The organism is Ruegeria profundi, assembly GCF_020171505.1.
Classification (GTDB): domain Bacteria; phylum Pseudomonadota; class Alphaproteobacteria; order Rhodobacterales; family Rhodobacteraceae; genus Ruegeria; species Ruegeria profundi.
The window spans coordinates 590,545-604,506 of sequence record NZ_JAIUZS010000001.1; the positions used below are offsets into that span (position 1 = coordinate 590,545).

Annotated in this window: 13 protein-coding genes; 6 read left to right on the top strand and 7 right to left on the bottom strand. The window is 57.4% G+C overall.

The genetic code is table 11. From position 1 onward, the window contains the following. Nucleotides 1-26: 26 nt before the first annotated feature. Genes LCM21_RS02835 through LCM21_RS02845 form a run of 3 tightly spaced genes read right to left on the bottom strand, consistent with a single transcriptional unit; the run spans nt 27 to nt 3,461 of the window. Nucleotides 27-299, bottom strand: coding sequence for a hypothetical protein (locus LCM21_RS02835; RefSeq protein ID WP_224889229.1), 273 nt, complete (start codon nt 297-299; stop codon nt 27-29). Continuing rightward, the gene (locus LCM21_RS02840; RefSeq protein ID WP_224889230.1) at nt 286-3,075 is read right to left on the bottom strand and encodes a [protein-PII] uridylyltransferase family protein; all 2,790 of its coding nucleotides are present in this window, start codon (nt 3,073-3,075) and stop codon (nt 286-288) included. Before LCM21_RS02840 ends, LCM21_RS02835 begins: the two co-directional genes overlap by 14 nt. After that, complete coding sequence (locus LCM21_RS02845) at nt 3,072-3,461, bottom strand: nuclear transport factor 2 family protein (RefSeq protein ID WP_224889231.1); 390 nt, start codon at nt 3,459-3,461, stop codon at nt 3,072-3,074. Before LCM21_RS02845 ends, LCM21_RS02840 begins: the two co-directional genes overlap by 4 nt. A 154-nt stretch (nt 3,462-3,615) precedes the next feature. Between LCM21_RS02845 and LCM21_RS02850 the strand changes: the two genes are divergently transcribed. From LCM21_RS02850 to LCM21_RS02865, 4 genes are all read left to right on the top strand, one after another. Further along, nucleotides 3,616-4,038 carry a DUF2852 domain-containing protein gene (locus LCM21_RS02850; protein ID WP_224889232.1) on the top strand — a complete coding sequence of 141 codons (423 nt, stop codon included), beginning with the start codon at nt 3,616-3,618 and terminating at the stop codon, nt 4,036-4,038. 65 nt (nt 4,039-4,103) lie between these two features. After that, the gene (locus tag LCM21_RS02855) at nt 4,104-4,535 is read left to right on the top strand and encodes an RDD family protein (RefSeq protein WP_224889233.1); all 432 of its coding nucleotides are present in this window, start codon (nt 4,104-4,106) and stop codon (nt 4,533-4,535) included. Between the two features lie 74 nt (nt 4,536-4,609). After that, a complete protein-coding gene (locus LCM21_RS02860) occupies nt 4,610-5,434 on the top strand; it encodes an arginyltransferase (protein ID WP_068331818.1) in 825 nt (274 codons plus the stop codon). A gap of 6 nt (nt 5,435-5,440) precedes the next feature. Further along, the gene (locus tag LCM21_RS02865) at nt 5,441-5,833 is read left to right on the top strand and encodes a VOC family protein (RefSeq protein ID WP_224889234.1); all 393 of its coding nucleotides are present in this window, start codon (nt 5,441-5,443) and stop codon (nt 5,831-5,833) included. Nucleotides 5,834-5,996: 163 nt separating this feature from the next. Here the strand turns inward: LCM21_RS02865 and LCM21_RS02870 are convergent, their stop codons facing one another. From LCM21_RS02870 to LCM21_RS02880, 3 genes are all read right to left on the bottom strand, one after another. Then, a complete protein-coding gene (locus LCM21_RS02870; protein WP_224889235.1) occupies nt 5,997-8,351 on the bottom strand; it encodes a TRAP transporter large permease in 2,355 nt (784 codons plus the stop codon). A 17-nt stretch (nt 8,352-8,368) separates the two neighbouring features. Beyond that, a complete protein-coding gene (locus tag LCM21_RS02875) occupies nt 8,369-9,304 on the bottom strand; it encodes a TRAP transporter small permease subunit (RefSeq protein WP_068331826.1) in 936 nt (311 codons plus the stop codon). 121 nt (nt 9,305-9,425) lie between these two features. Then, nucleotides 9,426-10,511, bottom strand: a complete 1,086-nt coding sequence (locus LCM21_RS02880) for a TRAP transporter substrate-binding protein (protein ID WP_068331828.1) — start codon at nt 10,509-10,511, stop codon at nt 9,426-9,428. A gap of 232 nt (nt 10,512-10,743) precedes the next feature. Between LCM21_RS02880 and LCM21_RS02885 the strand changes: the two genes are divergently transcribed. Together LCM21_RS02885 and LCM21_RS02890 are read left to right on the top strand one after the other, a co-directional pair. After that, complete coding sequence (locus LCM21_RS02885; protein WP_224889236.1) at nt 10,744-12,177, top strand: cache domain-containing protein; 1,434 nt, start codon at nt 10,744-10,746, stop codon at nt 12,175-12,177. Continuing rightward, nucleotides 12,174-12,812 (top strand): response regulator transcription factor, encoded by a 639-nt coding sequence (locus LCM21_RS02890; RefSeq protein WP_224889237.1) that lies wholly within the window; start codon nt 12,174-12,176, stop codon nt 12,810-12,812. Before LCM21_RS02885 ends, LCM21_RS02890 begins: the two co-directional genes overlap by 4 nt. Before the next feature lie 272 nt (nt 12,813-13,084). Here LCM21_RS02890 and LCM21_RS02895 read toward each other — a convergent pair whose 3' ends face one another. Further along, nucleotides 13,085-13,930, bottom strand: a complete 846-nt coding sequence (locus tag LCM21_RS02895) for a HalD/BesD family halogenase (RefSeq protein WP_224889710.1) — start codon at nt 13,928-13,930, stop codon at nt 13,085-13,087. Nucleotides 13,931-13,962: the final 32 nt, after the last annotated feature.

The window sequence follows — 13,962 nt, forward strand, 5'->3', positions numbered from 1 at the left end:
GTGGCGAACGCGTCCGGGGAAAAGCCCTAGCGGGGCCGAGATCGCCACCCGCCGCGCCGTTTCGGTGCCTTGGCCGATTGCAACCCTTCGGCCAGCACCTGCGTCATAGGATGATCCGCTTCTTGCGCGGCATAGACGGCGTGAAGATCGTTCAGAGCCTGCGTTTGATCCCGATCAGCAGGCAGGCTAAGCGCCCAGTCCAGAAAGATACTGCGGCATTCGGGCAGTGTGATCCCTTCGATACGATAGGCTTCGCGGATCAGACCCTTGTGATCGTTTGGATCATTATTGCGCGGCATCCTGCCCCTCCTCGATCACGCGGCCGATGATATCGGCGGCGGCGGTATAACTCTCTTGCAGCGCTGCCTGCAACTGTTCGACCTGCTCAAAGCCAGTGGCCCGGCACAGGAAGGCCGTGCCGCCCTCGCCGATCTTATCAGCCTCAATAACCTTGCCAGACAACAACCGGGCAGCGCATTGCACGGACCAGCATAGATCATAGCAGGCCTTGAGATTTTGCGCCTGGGCGACGTCCAGTAATCCGGCTGCGACAGCACCGTCCAACCCGCTGGAGACATCACGCTGCGCAACACCGGATATCAGGGCGCCGGTTTCCGCCACCAACTCGATATCCATCATTCGCCCTGCACCATTCTTGACATCCCAGATGCCCGCCGGAGATTTGGCTGCCGCCAGACGCGCCCGCATCTCGGCCACTTCGCGCAGAACCTTGTGGCGATCTACGGGCTCAGACAGAAAATCTGTGCGGAATGCCTCAATATCCTGTGCCAACCCTGAATCACCGGCAACCACGCGGGCACGGGTCAGGGCCAGATGCTCCCACACCCAGGCTTTGTTTTGCTGGTAGCTGATGAAACTGGACAGGCTGGTTGCTACTGGCCCCTGATTGCCCGAGGGGCGCAGGCGCATGTCGACCTCATAAAGCCGCCCCTGCGACATCGGCGCTGATAGCGCTGTGATTAGTGCCTGCGTGAACCGGGCATAGTATGTGCGCGTGGCAAGCGGGCGCGGTCCGTCAGACATCTCCTGATCCAGCGGGTCATAAATGACGATCATGTCCAGATCGGATTGCGAATTGATCCGCCCTGCCCCCAACGATCCCATACCTAAAACGGATGCCCCGCGCCCCGGCGCAGGCCCATGTTTCTTTGCGAATTGTTCGGTAACGCAAGGCAAGATCGCTGCGATAACGGCGCTGGCCAGTTCGGCATAGTATTGCCCGGCCTTAACGCCATCGATCAACCCGCGCAGGTGGTGAACACCGATACGGAAATGCCACTCCTTGCACCAGCGGCGCGCAAAATCCAGTTTCGTTTCATAGTCATGCTCTTGCTCAAGAGCCTGTTCCAACTCGGCCTGCAAGACTGATTGCCCGGGCCAGGCGGCAAAGAAGCTGCCACCGATCACCGCGTCAAACACGGATGCGTTGCGCGACAGATGCGCCGCCAGCGTGTGTGAAGTACCGACGATATCAACCAGTAGATCGATCAAATGCGGGTTTGCCTCGAACAGGGAAAACAGTTGCACGCCAGCAGGCAAACCTGACAAGAACCCGTCCAACGCCAGCAACGCCTCATCCGGTTTCGCCGTTTTCGAAAGACGTGAAAGAAGCTCGGGCTTCAGCCGTTCGAATATCCGCCGCCCGCGTTGCGAGCGGAGCGCTGGATACGTGGTCCAGCGGGCCAGAACACCTTGGTCGAATTCGGCCTCTCTGGCCGGTGCCGGAGTCGAAGACCCGGGGGCAAAGAACCCTTCGGTCAACTCGTGCACCTCGGTCAGACGGCGGGTCAGGTCGGCAGTTAGCTCTGCGCCGTCAATCCCCATCAGACAGGCCACACGCTCAATCCCGTCTGCAGACTGCGGGACCTTGTGGGTCTGCGCATCATGAACCATCTGGATACGGTGTTCGACCTGACGATGAGCGCGGTAGTGATCGGTCAGTTTTTCCGCGACCTCCTGAGGGATCCAGTCTTTTTCAGCAAGCGCAGACAGACTAGGCACGGTGCCGCGCACGCGCAGGTCGGGATCGCGCCCCCCGGCGATCAACTGACGGGTCTGAGTGAAGAACTCGATCTCTCGGATACCGCCCTGCCCCAGTTTCATGTCGTGGCCCGGTATTGTCAGTGCGCCACCGGTTCCTTTGTTCTCGCGAATGCGCAGGCGCATGTCATGGGCGTCCTGAATGGCCGCAAAATCCAGATGACGGCGCCAGACAAACGGGCGCAGCGTATCAAGGAACCGCTGCCCGGCAGCGATGTCGCCGGCGCAGGGGCGTGCTTTGATGTAGGCTGCCCGCTCCCACGTGCGGCCCAGGCTTTCGTAATAGCGTTCAGCCGCTTCAGCCGCCATGCAGACCGGCGTTACCGCTGGATCAGGGCGCAGTCGCAAATCGGTGCGGAACACATAGCCATCAGCGGTCTTATCGCTGAGCGTGGCGCAGAAATTACGCGTAGCACGCACCATACCGTGCCGCGCGTCGTAGAAATCATCCGGGTCAAACCGAGTTTCGTCAAACAGCACAATCAGGTCGATGTCCGAGCTGTAGTTCAACTCAAACGCGCCCATCTTGCCCATCGCAAGGATAATCATCCCGGCGGCTGTTTCCACGTCGTCCGGCCCCATCCCCGGCAGTTTGCCACGCCGGATGAGCGCTGCGATTTCGGCCTTTGCGGCCACATCCGCAGCCAGCGCCCCAAACTCCGTCAACGCCCCGGTCACCTTTTCCAGCGGCCATGCGCCCGCCAGATCGGCCAGCGCGGTCAGCAGCGCCAGCCGCCGTTTGGCCTGTCGCAATCCGGGTTTAAGCTGGTCCGGAGGAAGTCGTCGCACCGCGTCCATCAAATCAGCCAATGCCTGGTCGGGGTGCAGCAAGGCACCGGGCAGCCAATCGCGCTCTTGCTCGATCAACCCTTTCAGATACGGGCTACTCCCCGCTGCGCCTGCGATCAATTCACGCTGTTCCGGCGTAACGTCTGCTACGGCGCGCAGGGCTTCCTCGCCAAGCGGGGCATCGAATGCGCGTGGTACGCGATGAATGGTCAGCGGCGCAGTCATCGGACCTCCAACGGGGTGTCCTGACTGAAGCTGTTGACCCAAACCTCATTGCGACGCTCCCACAGGGATGAGATCAACATCGCCTCTTGCACATCAAGCCCTGTGCGCTGGTAGTCGGCTCGGTAGCTCAGTAACACTATGTCCGGGGTCAAAACCCGCAGCTGAGCTTGGCTCAATTCGTACCGGGCCATTGTTGGCGCATCGGCGAACTGACTGACGTGATCATCCCGATTTGCAAACCCGGTGGGGTACACTCCCAGAAAATCCGCACTCAACAGCGCCCGATCAGCCGACGCATTGCCATCGACCAGCGCCTTCCAAACCTGCTTTTCCAGAGAAAGGATATCTTCAAGCGAAGGGGTGGGTTTAACATCGTTGTTTTGCATGTGCGAAACCTGCGCCCGATCACGGCGAAGGTCAACCAGAGACCGCCCCTCATCTGTCAATGTAAATCTTTTTCACATAGACCCCTTGCAACTGGCCTTGTACATCCCATCTTTAGAATGTGAATACGATTTACATCAACCCAGGAGATACGAAATGACCGCACTATCCGACCACGCCGTTCCTGCAAACCCGGGATGGCTTTACCGTGCCGAGGCCTGGATGGATGACAAGGGCAAGGGCGCCTGGATCGCCGCCATGGTGCTGGGTTTCATCTTTTTTTGGCCCGTTGGCCTTGCCCTTCTGGCCTATATGATTTGGAGCAAACGCATGTTCAGCAAATCCTGCAGCCGCCGCAAGTCGTGGCAAAGTCACATGAGCGCCATGAAACCGTCGGGCAACAGCGCCTTTGACGCCTACAAGTCGGATACACTCGCCCGGTTAGAACGGGAACAGCAAGATTTCGAAGCGTTCCTGCGCCGCCTGCGCGAAGCCAAAGACAAGGCTGAATTCGACCAGTTCATGGACGAGCGCGCCCGCGAAAACCGCGATGAAGGCGACAACGGCGAACGTGCCTGATCCAATCTTGCCCTGTCCCGGATTTCGGGACAGGGTAGTCCAGAACAACCTCCCGGAAAAACTGAATGACCCACCTACCCGATCCAGACAGCCAACCCGAATTCTATCAGTCGGTGGTGACCAAACGCTTTGTAGCGTGGCTTTTTGATATCGCTTTTATCTCACTGCTGTGCATCGTGCCGGTCTTCCTGACGCTCGGCGCGGGGCTTTTCTTTCTACCGCTGATCTATGCTGTCCTCAGCTTTGTCTATCGCGTCGTTACGATTGCAAATGCATCCGCAACGTTGGGCATGCGCTTTATGGGCATCGAGTTACGCGATGCGTTCGGATCGCGCCTGGATACTGGCAAAGCTGTGGCCCATACCGCCGGATACTTTGTCAGCATGGCGTTTTTCGTGGTGCAAATCATCTCGGTCATCATGATGCTAACGAACGCACGTTGCCAGGGTTTGACGGACTCGTTCCTTGGAACGGTCATGATCAATCAGCGGGCATAAATTCAATCAAGTGAATCACTTGGCGGCTCAGGGAACCGTTGCTATCATCCCGTTTCAGGAGAGACGGGACCTTCATGCGACACACGCTGCCAATTGCGCCGCAATTCTATGTAACCGCACCCCAACCCTGCCCTTACCTTGAGGGCAGGATGGAGCGTAAGTTGTTCACAGCCCTTCAGGGGGAAGGCGCTGATCAGTTGAACAATTCCCTTTCGCAACAAGGGTTTCGCCGGTCGCAAAACGTGCTCTATCGCCCATCATGCACCGATTGCGCCGCCTGCTTGTCGGCCAGAATCGACGTATCGGCCTTCCGCCCCAACAAAAGTCAAAAACGCACGGCCAAGCGTAATTCTCACCTGCAACGCCGCGCGAATTCCCCTTGGGCAACAGACGAACAGTACGAGCTGTTCCGGCGCTACCTCGACACGCGCCACGCCGATGGTGGTATGGCCGATATGGACGTTTTCGAGTTCGCCGCGATGATCGAAGAAACCCCGATCCGCAGCCGCGTCGTCGAGTATGCCGATCCCGATACCAAAGAACTGATCGCGGTAAGCCTGACGGACGTTCTGGATGACGGTCTGAGCATGGTTTATTCGTTCTATGACCCCGAGCAGCCGCAAAGCTCATTGGGGACATACATGATCCTGGATCACATTGATATCGCGCGCGAGGCGGGTCTGCCTTACGTCTATTTGGGCTATTGGGTTCCGGGCAGCCCGAAGATGGGGTACAAGGCGCGGTTTGCCGGTCTTGAGGCTTACATGCAAGGTGAATGGCGCCGTATCAAAAACCCGGACGACCTGAACGAAACCGCCCATCACCCCCTGTCTACAGCCCCCATTGCCGAACAGGTCGCGGGTATTCAATTACCCGATCGTCACCCCACCAAAGGCTGATCACACATGCATCAAACGCTTCATGCTGTCACCCTTGTGGTGCCGGACGATGATGCCGCTATTGCCTTCTATACCCAGAAGCTCAACTTCACCTTAACCAAGGACATCGACCTTGGCGGCGGCAAACGTTGGGTGCTGGTAACGCCTCCGGGAACCGATTCAGGCTCATTGCTTTTGGCGCGTGCACAAGGTCCTGATCAGGTCGCCGCCGTCGGAAACCAGACCGGAGGTCGCGTCGGATTTTTCCTGCAAACAGATAATTTTGAACGCGATTACGCGGCGATGATGGCTAATGGTGTCCATTTCGAAGAAGAGCCACGCCATGAACCCTATGGCACGGTGGCTGTCTGGCGCGATCCATTTGGCAACCGATGGGATTTGCTCCAATTCTCTGAGTGAGCCGTTCACCTTACCCAAGTTGGAGAGGGTTTGCGTTGTCGCCCCATCTATCGGGCGTGACAAAATTGGTGTCTCAGCCTGCTGACCGAACCCCACGAAATAGAAGCAACAAAAAAGCCGGAGGCTCGAAAGCCCCCGGCTGTGTTGTTTTAATCCGATCGGATCAATTCGGGATCAGATCCGGAATGATCGTGACAATCGACGGGAAGGTCCACAGGATGCCGATCCCAACCACTTGGATGATCACGAACGGTATGATACCCCGATAGATATGACCGGTTGTCACCTCTTTCGGCGCGACGCCTCGTAGATAGAACAAAGCAAACCCGAACGGTGGCGTTAGGAACGAGGTCTGCAAGTTCACGGCCACCATGATCGTCACCCATTTCGGATCAAATGAGCCACCATAAATCACCGGCCCGACGATTGGGATCACGATGTAAATGATCTCAAGGAAATCCAGCACGAAACCCAGGATGAACAGCACGAGCATCACGATCAGGAAGACAGTGAACTCATTGTCGAAACTACGCAGGAACTGCTGGATATAGTGCTCACCACCGAACGAGATCACAACCAGGTTCAGAAGTTGCGATCCGATCAGGATGGTGAAAACCATCGAGGTCACTTTGGCCGTCTCACGTACGATTGGGGTCAGAACACCGCCTGAATACAACACCCAGCATGCAAAAATCAGGCCGAACAGCGCGTAGAGGTAAGCTGCGTAGGCAATGAAGAAGGCAATCCAGCTTTCGACTGTCACACCATCCTGATTGATCCGCAGGTCAAAGTTGATCCCCATCAGCATGCAGATGATGATGGCAAGAGTTGACCAGATGATCACTTTTCCGGTGAGGCCCTGATCCTGTAGCTTGCGATAGGCCGCCAGCATGATCGCACCACCCGCACCCAGCGCCGCGGCTGGTGTTGGGTTGGTGATACCCCCCAGGATCGAGCCAAGCACCGCGATGATCAGAACCAACGGCGGGAACACCACCCGGATCAGATCATTGGTGGCGCAGCGCTCGGCTGCGAATTTGCAGCCATAGATTGCCAGCGCAAATGGCACCGCCAAAAGCAGGAACGTGGTCCCGGACGTCGTTGTCGGAGAGATCGCCACAAGGTCAACCAGCAGCATCAACAGAAGCCCAATGGCCCCCACGATCAGCGGCTGCGTCGATTGTGAAGGGGCAATGCCGCGGCCCATCAGCAACGTCAGACCCAGCAGTACGACGATGACCGCAACGCCAGTGCCAATCGGAGCTGCCGCAGCAATCTTGGCATCCTGTGCGGCGGCCAGTTCTTCCTCGGACAGACGTTGTGCCTGCGTGACGCCACCGGCTTCGTCCAGCGCTTGTTGCTCGGCCACGGCCTGATCCCAGGCGGACTGACCGTGAAGTTCGATCATCGAAGCCTTACATTCTTCCGATACGTTGGTACGCAGCGAAGCGCCCTCACCTATATCCGAAAACGCCGAGACAGTGATGTTCTGGCTACCAATGACGCCCATATTGCCCAACAACAGGACGCCAACAATCAGCGCAACAGGCGCACCCAAAAGCCAGGTCAGACCTTCACTGCGGGTAATCGGCTCACCACCGCTACCACCAAGCTCAACCGCTGGGGCTTTCTCGGGGTTCAGTAATGCGTAACCAAAGGCATAGAGGGCATATAGCAAAGCAAGCATGATACCCGGAAGCAGAGCCGCCTGGAACAGCGTCCCTACCGAAACAACCGCAGGCTCACCCAGGTAAGTCAGAGCGTCCGTACACCCGGCCTCAACCGCGCGGGTTTCCTGAGCGGTTGAATACAGATCGCCCGCCAATGTCCCCAACAGAACAATCACGATTGACGGTGGGATGATCTGCCCAAGCGTTCCCGAGGCCGCGATGACACCTGTCGCCAGTTCCGGCGCATAGTTGTTCCGCAACATGGTCGGCAGCGCCAGAAGACCCATCGTCACAACGGTCGCGCCCACGATCCCGGTCGAAGCGGCCAGAAACGCGCCGACGACAACGATCGAAACGGCCAGACCGCCCGGCAAAGGACCGAAGACGCGCGCCATTGTAGTCAGCAGATCATTGGCGATCTTCGACCGCTCCAGCGTGATCCCCATCAAAACGAACATCAGGACGGCCAGCAGTGTCTCGATCGCCTGTCCCGCCAAGACGCGTTCGTTGATGCGGTTGACGATAAAGGACACGTTGCGATCCAACGCGGTTTCCCAACCCGAGGGGAAGACCGGCTCGCCTATCCTTGGTAATTCCGGGAACCGGAATATGGATATCGTCTCTGGCTTTACCCCCGAGTTCACCAAATCCCGATAGGCTTGCGTGCCTGTGTCGATCGCCTGGTGTATCAACAACCCGGCGCTGTCCAACGCCGCGATGATCCCGAATGAGATGATACCGGCCCCGCCGATGGCAAAAGCCACCGGGAACCCGGAAAGGATGCCTCCGAAAAGGCAGAAAAATACGATAATGAGGCCTATTTCGACGCCATCAAGTCCGAATAGCATTGTCTTGGTCTCCGTCCTTAATGAGCGCCTTCGTAGGCTTCTTCGCCCTCGCCAAGGCTGTCCTTGTCAAGGTATTTTCCATCACTCTCCGGCCCTTCGACATATTCAAGATACGACCGGTACAAGAATGCGACTGCCTGCAGAAACACCAGCCCGGCAAACGCCACCAGCATGATCTTGAACAGGAAGTACGCGGTGAATCCGTTGGGGCTGAAGCCGATGGTCTCGACATTCCATCGCATTGCCCTGGCCTTCATCAAAAGACGATCCAGTGTGTCGCTGGCCGATGGTTTCGGCACGATCAGATGCCGCCACATGAAGTACCAGCCATACATCCAGACCAGAACCGCCAGTGGCATCATGAAGAAGACAGAGCCCAGCATGTCGACCACCTTCTTGGTGCCGAACCGCGCTGGCGCATACAGCAGGTCAACGCGCACATGTCCGCCCTGGACAAACGTGTAACCCACGCAAAAGGACACCACCAACGCGTTGTAAAACTTCAGCATTTCTGCATACCAGCTGATGTCAAATTGCACCGGAATACCAAACGCGATCACAATGTCGGGCCTTGTGAAAATGCGCTGCATGATCACGATGATGATCTGTTGCAGCACCATCAGCAGACCGGCCCATGCAAAGAACCTGCCAAGGGTATTTGTGAATCCTTCAAGCACCCTGACACAGCCCCACATGAAGGGGTTGCGAATTATACCGATGATCGTGATGACCAGAAGAATTGCAAAAACGGCAAAGAAGAACTCAACCGACCCGCCATAGTAGACGAAGCGCATGACAGCTTCTTTGTCGGACCAATCCAGCCAAAGGCCCGGATGGGTCACCGCGTAGCCAATATTGTAAAAGGCTTGCGCCAGATTTTGCAGAACCCAGACTATCCCGCCGCCGATTGCGGCAAGAGCGTCGGTCAAACCAACCGAGCTGCTATCGTCCATGATGTCCCTCACTCATCTGAATGTCCGTGGCCTCTACTTTAGCAGGGGTCCCCAGATTCAGAGAATATCTATTGAAAAGAGGCCCCACATGCGTGAGGCCTCAAGGATTTCGGGCTGTTACTTAGCCACCCAGAACGCGGACACGCTGTTGGACATAGTAGCCGTCGGATTTGTTGATCCACGACGCCGATGTTGCCAGCGATTCCTCGAACGATGTCCGGATGCGGGCAAACAGCTCGTCACCCATGTTCTCGTCCATGACTTCGGCAGATGCTTTTCCGAACGCATCCCAGACATCATCCGAGAACTGCAGCGTCTTGACGCCCTGCGACTGCAGACGTGCCAACGCGGCACCGTTATTGGCCAGCGTTTCTGCCAGCTGATAGTGGGTCGTGGCCATCGACGCATAGCGCATGATTGCCTGTTGCGCAGGAGTCAGCTCGTTCCAGACGTCCAGGTTAACGGACGATGACAGACCCGAGCCCGGCTCGTGGAAGCCAGCGGTGTAGTAGACCTTGGCAACTTCCTGGAACCCGGCGCGTTCATCGGCCATGGGGCCAACCCACTCCAGACCATCCAGCGCACCCGAAGACAGCGCCTGATACAGTTCACCACCGGGAATGTTCTGAACGGACGCACCCAGTTTACCCAAAACCTTACCGCCCAGACCGGGCATGCGGAACTTCAACCCGTTGAAGTCTGCGGCCGAGTTGATCTCGTTGCGGAACCAGCCACCGGACTGCGAACCCGAGTTTCCTGCCAGCAAGCCTTTGAGGTTAAAGATCTGGCCCAGCTCGTCATGCAGCTCTTCGCCGCCGCCGTGATAGTACCAGTTGGTCAGTTCCTGCGCGGTTCCGCCAAACGGAACAGCCGTGAAATAGGCATAACCGGGGTGCTGACCGATAAAGTAGTAGTCGGCCGAGTGATACATATCCGCCTGACCCGATGAAACAGCGTCGAATACTTCCAGCGCGCCCACCAGTTCGCCCGGTGCTTTCTTTTCAATGGTCAACTGACCGTCGGACATCTCGCCGACCATCTGCTCCATATAGGTGGCGGCGTCATCCAGAACGGCAAAGCCGCGCGGCCATGATGTCACCATTGTCAGGGTCCGCTTACCCTGAGCATAGGCAGGTGCGGCCAGCGCCGTTGCTGCCGCCGCGCTGCTGCCCAGAGCGGTGGTTTTCAAAAATGAACGACGATCCATTTAGTCAGTCCTCCCAAAGTCGTGGTCTGCCCGTTGGGGCAGTTGATCGTTTTCAGTGTCGGGCATCATATCGCCGCGACCCGTGAAGAAAATACCTATTACTACGTAGAAACCGCCTTTCTTTGGGCCAAACCATTGGATTTGCCCCTGATTATTTCGGTTTTGCCCTTACCTCCGTATCCTCGGACGGCTGGACTTTGCTTTTTGTGCAAAATTTGAATATCGCAGGGGTATGGGGAGATTCCGGAACGTTTTTCGACCAAACTATGCGCAGAAGCTGTCGCTGCTGGCCACGTTGCCGCTCATCGTTGCGGTGGCCGCGATTGCGATCCTTGTGGCGGACCAATCCCGCAAACTCGCCGAAGGCGAAATTGTTCAGCTTGAGGCACAGCTTATCGAAGCCAAGAAGGCAGAATTGCGTAACTACGTGACCCAAGCCCGCAACGGATTCTATTTCGTCTACGGCTCGGCCCAACCCGATGACCAGGAAGCAAAGGATCAGGTGACGCAGATCCTGTCAGCGATGATCTACGGCGATGACGGGTTCTTCTTTGTGTATGATTACGATGGTAACAATCTTGTCAGCCCGCGCCAGACTGAGTTCATCAACAAGAACTGGAGCGGCCTGACCGATAGCGAAGGCACGCCGATTGTGGACGAATTGATTCGGGTCGCAAGGCAGGGTGCTGGGTATCACACCTATCTTTGGCCCAAGCCCTCAACCGGGGAAGAGGCGCAGATGATCACCTACGTGACCAGTTTTCCCAATTGGCAGTGGGCGGTCGGCACTGGCGTTTTCATAGACGATGTCGTCGCCTCGATCGCCGCAGCCCGGGCCGAGGTCGAGGCCCGCGTGCAGCGGACATTCTACTATATTGGCGGGATCACTCTGGCGGCAGTCCTGATCGTCTTTGCCTCAGGTATGTTCCTGAATTTTCGCGAGCGGCGACTGGCGGATGCCAAGCTGAAAGAGTTGACGCAGCGGGTGCTCGACACGCAAGAGGAAGAACGCGGTCGCGTGGCGCGCGAACTGCATGATGGTATCAGTCAGATGTTGGTTGGTGTGCGCTATGCATTGGACAACGCTCGGCGTCGGCTTGAACGCGGAGACGATGAGGCCGCCCGCGACCCTCTGTATAAAGGCATAGAAAATCTGGGCACTGCCATCATCGAAGTCCGCCGTATCAGCCGCGATCTGCGCCCTGGCGTCTTGGACGATCTGGGCCTCGGTCCCGCGTTGCAGGCGCTGACAGACGACTTCAGTGAGCGCACCGGCATCGAAACAGAATTCTCGACCGTGGTTTTCCGCAACCGGCTGGATCAAGAGGCCAAGATCGCGCTGTACAGGATAGCGCAGGAAGCCCTGACCAATATCGAGCGTCACGCAGATGCGACCCGCGTTACCATTGACCTGCGCGGCCACAAGAAAGGTGCAACGATGCGGATTACAGATAATGGCCGCGGTCTTCCGCGTGAGCCGGGTCATGCAAGCTCGGGCATCGGATTGCGCAACATGCAAGAGCGGATCGAACAGCTTGACGGCTACCTGCGGATTCTGTCATCACGCGGCCCGCAAGGCGGCACCGTGATCGAAGTCACCCTACCCCTCAGCCATCTGCTGCCGCCGCAGGAAGAAGCCACACCGAACCGAAAGGCCGGCACATGACGATTCGAGTTCTGATAGTCGATGACCACCCGATGGTGGCCGAAGGGATTCAGTCGATCCTTGAAAGCTATCCCGAGATCGAAGTCGTCGGTACTCTCGGAACCGGGCAAGAGGCCGTTGATCAGGCCGCCGATCTTGTCCCTGATGTTATCCTGATGGATTTGAACATGCCCGGCCTTGGCGGGCTGGGTGCCACCGAGATCATTCTCGAACGCCTGCCGGATACGCGCATCCTGATCCTGTCGATGCATGACAGCCCGGAATATATCTCAACCGCGCTTAGCCATGGCGCAAAGGGCTATGTGCTGAAGGACGTCCCTACGGACGAGATTAAACAGGCTATCGACGCAGTGATGCGGGGTGAGCGGTACCTGTGCACCGGCGCCAGCGGCTCGCTGCAACCCAAACTGGACGGCACGCGTGATGCGCTGACGGGGCGCGAACAGACAATTCTGCTCGAACTGGCGCAGGGCAAATCCAACAAGGAAGTTGCGCTGGTCCTCGACATATCGGTTCGCACGGTTGAGACGCATCGTAAGAATATCAAGCGCAAGCTCGGCATCTCTTCAACCGCAGGGCTGACCCGCTACGCGATGGAGCATGGCGTACTACAAGGCACCAGCCCGGGCTTTTAAACGCCGCCGCAGCGCGCAGCGCTGCCCGGCCCAACCGGCGGACATGCGCCCCCGGCGCATCGACAACGGGCGGGAGCGTTCATGGCCAGAGATTTACGACCTTGGCCGAATATGCTGACCAAAAAAGCCAGCGTTCCGTCTTCGTCAGCCACTTGAGGCTCGCGCTGTTGATACGGCTGGTCAAAGGGTGGACGCACACAAAACAAACGGCGAAAGCTGCAAAACCTTAGGCATCCGAGCCTCTGGTTTGTCTCACATCAACCTGACACAGCTCAATCCAATAGTTCGTCGTTTCTCATCCCTTCCCGTTCATGATGATGAGGCAATACGCGCCCGTAAAGCTGCCGTGTGCGCTCAACCCCACCACACATCCCCTGGGCCTCGACAAAAGAGAAAATGCCAACGTATCGGCTGCGTTCACCGGATACCGGCGCGACCCTGTGCAGCGCATAGCGCCCTTTGAAAATCTGCAAATCACCCGGCTGTAACTCCAGTTCGCGCACCTGCGTCCTGTCCCCATCGAGGATCGAGGCCACGGCCGCGAAGTTTTCATTCTTCGGCGTTCTCAGATTGGGCACGTATTCAAATGCGCCACCGGCGTCTCCGTTCTGAATGGCGAGGGTGACGGTGTAATTGTTGGTATCGAAATGCCAAGGAAAGCCCTGCCCTTCTTCGACCACGTTAATTATGACATCCGCCAGTGGGTCATCGTAGCGAAAGAACTGGTCTTCGGGCTCATCCAGCGCGTCCCGGATAAACGGCATAAACCACGCGTATTCATATATCCGGCGCAGAGGGCCCGACGCAGGAAAATTATCAGCCGGCACAAATGCGTTTGAACGATCGTAAAATCGACGTAACGGATGACCAATGCCAAGGCTGGGATCATCTTTGGTGAAATAGGCATTCGTCCGGTTAAAGGACCGATGGGCTTTCGGGGCGACCTTGTCAGCCTCGCGCACCAAAAGGTCCAGCCCGTCCTGGTGCACAAATCCGGGCAGGACCGCGCAACCATCCTGATCCAACGCGCGCCTCAAATCGGTGATCATCTGATCATAAGCCCGAGACCCCTGCCGATCGATTGGATACCGACCAAGATCAACCAAGTCTTGTAGCATCATGCGCCTCCCTGAACTGTCCGCCTGCGATA

What these genes read in the sequence shown, in the direction of transcription:
- LCM21_RS02835 (WP_224889229.1), bottom strand. Translation starts at nt 299, where the DNA reads ATGCCGCGCAATAATGATCCAAACGATCACAAGGGTCTGATCCGCGAA.
- LCM21_RS02840 (WP_224889230.1), bottom strand. Translation starts at nt 3,075, where the DNA reads ATGACTGCGCCGCTGACCATTCATCGCGTACCACGCGCATTCGATGCC.
- LCM21_RS02845 (WP_224889231.1), bottom strand. Translation starts at nt 3,461, where the DNA reads ATGCAAAACAACGATGTTAAACCCACCCCTTCGCTTGAAGATATCCTT.
- LCM21_RS02850 (WP_224889232.1), top strand. Translation starts at nt 3,616, where the DNA reads ATGACCGCACTATCCGACCACGCCGTTCCTGCAAACCCGGGATGGCTT.
- LCM21_RS02855 (WP_224889233.1), top strand. Translation starts at nt 4,104, where the DNA reads ATGACCCACCTACCCGATCCAGACAGCCAACCCGAATTCTATCAGTCG.
- LCM21_RS02860 (WP_068331818.1), top strand. Translation starts at nt 4,610, where the DNA reads ATGCGACACACGCTGCCAATTGCGCCGCAATTCTATGTAACCGCACCC.
- LCM21_RS02865 (WP_224889234.1), top strand. Translation starts at nt 5,441, where the DNA reads ATGCATCAAACGCTTCATGCTGTCACCCTTGTGGTGCCGGACGATGAT.
- LCM21_RS02870 (WP_224889235.1), bottom strand. Translation starts at nt 8,351, where the DNA reads ATGCTATTCGGACTTGATGGCGTCGAAATAGGCCTCATTATCGTATTT.
- LCM21_RS02875 (WP_068331826.1), bottom strand. Translation starts at nt 9,304, where the DNA reads ATGGACGATAGCAGCTCGGTTGGTTTGACCGACGCTCTTGCCGCAATC.
- LCM21_RS02880 (WP_068331828.1), bottom strand. Translation starts at nt 10,511, where the DNA reads ATGGATCGTCGTTCATTTTTGAAAACCACCGCTCTGGGCAGCAGCGCG.
- LCM21_RS02885 (WP_224889236.1), top strand. Translation starts at nt 10,744, where the DNA reads ATGGGGAGATTCCGGAACGTTTTTCGACCAAACTATGCGCAGAAGCTG.
- LCM21_RS02890 (WP_224889237.1), top strand. Translation starts at nt 12,174, where the DNA reads ATGACGATTCGAGTTCTGATAGTCGATGACCACCCGATGGTGGCCGAA.
- LCM21_RS02895 (WP_224889710.1), bottom strand. Translation starts at nt 13,930, where the DNA reads ATGCTACAAGACTTGGTTGATCTTGGTCGGTATCCAATCGATCGGCAG.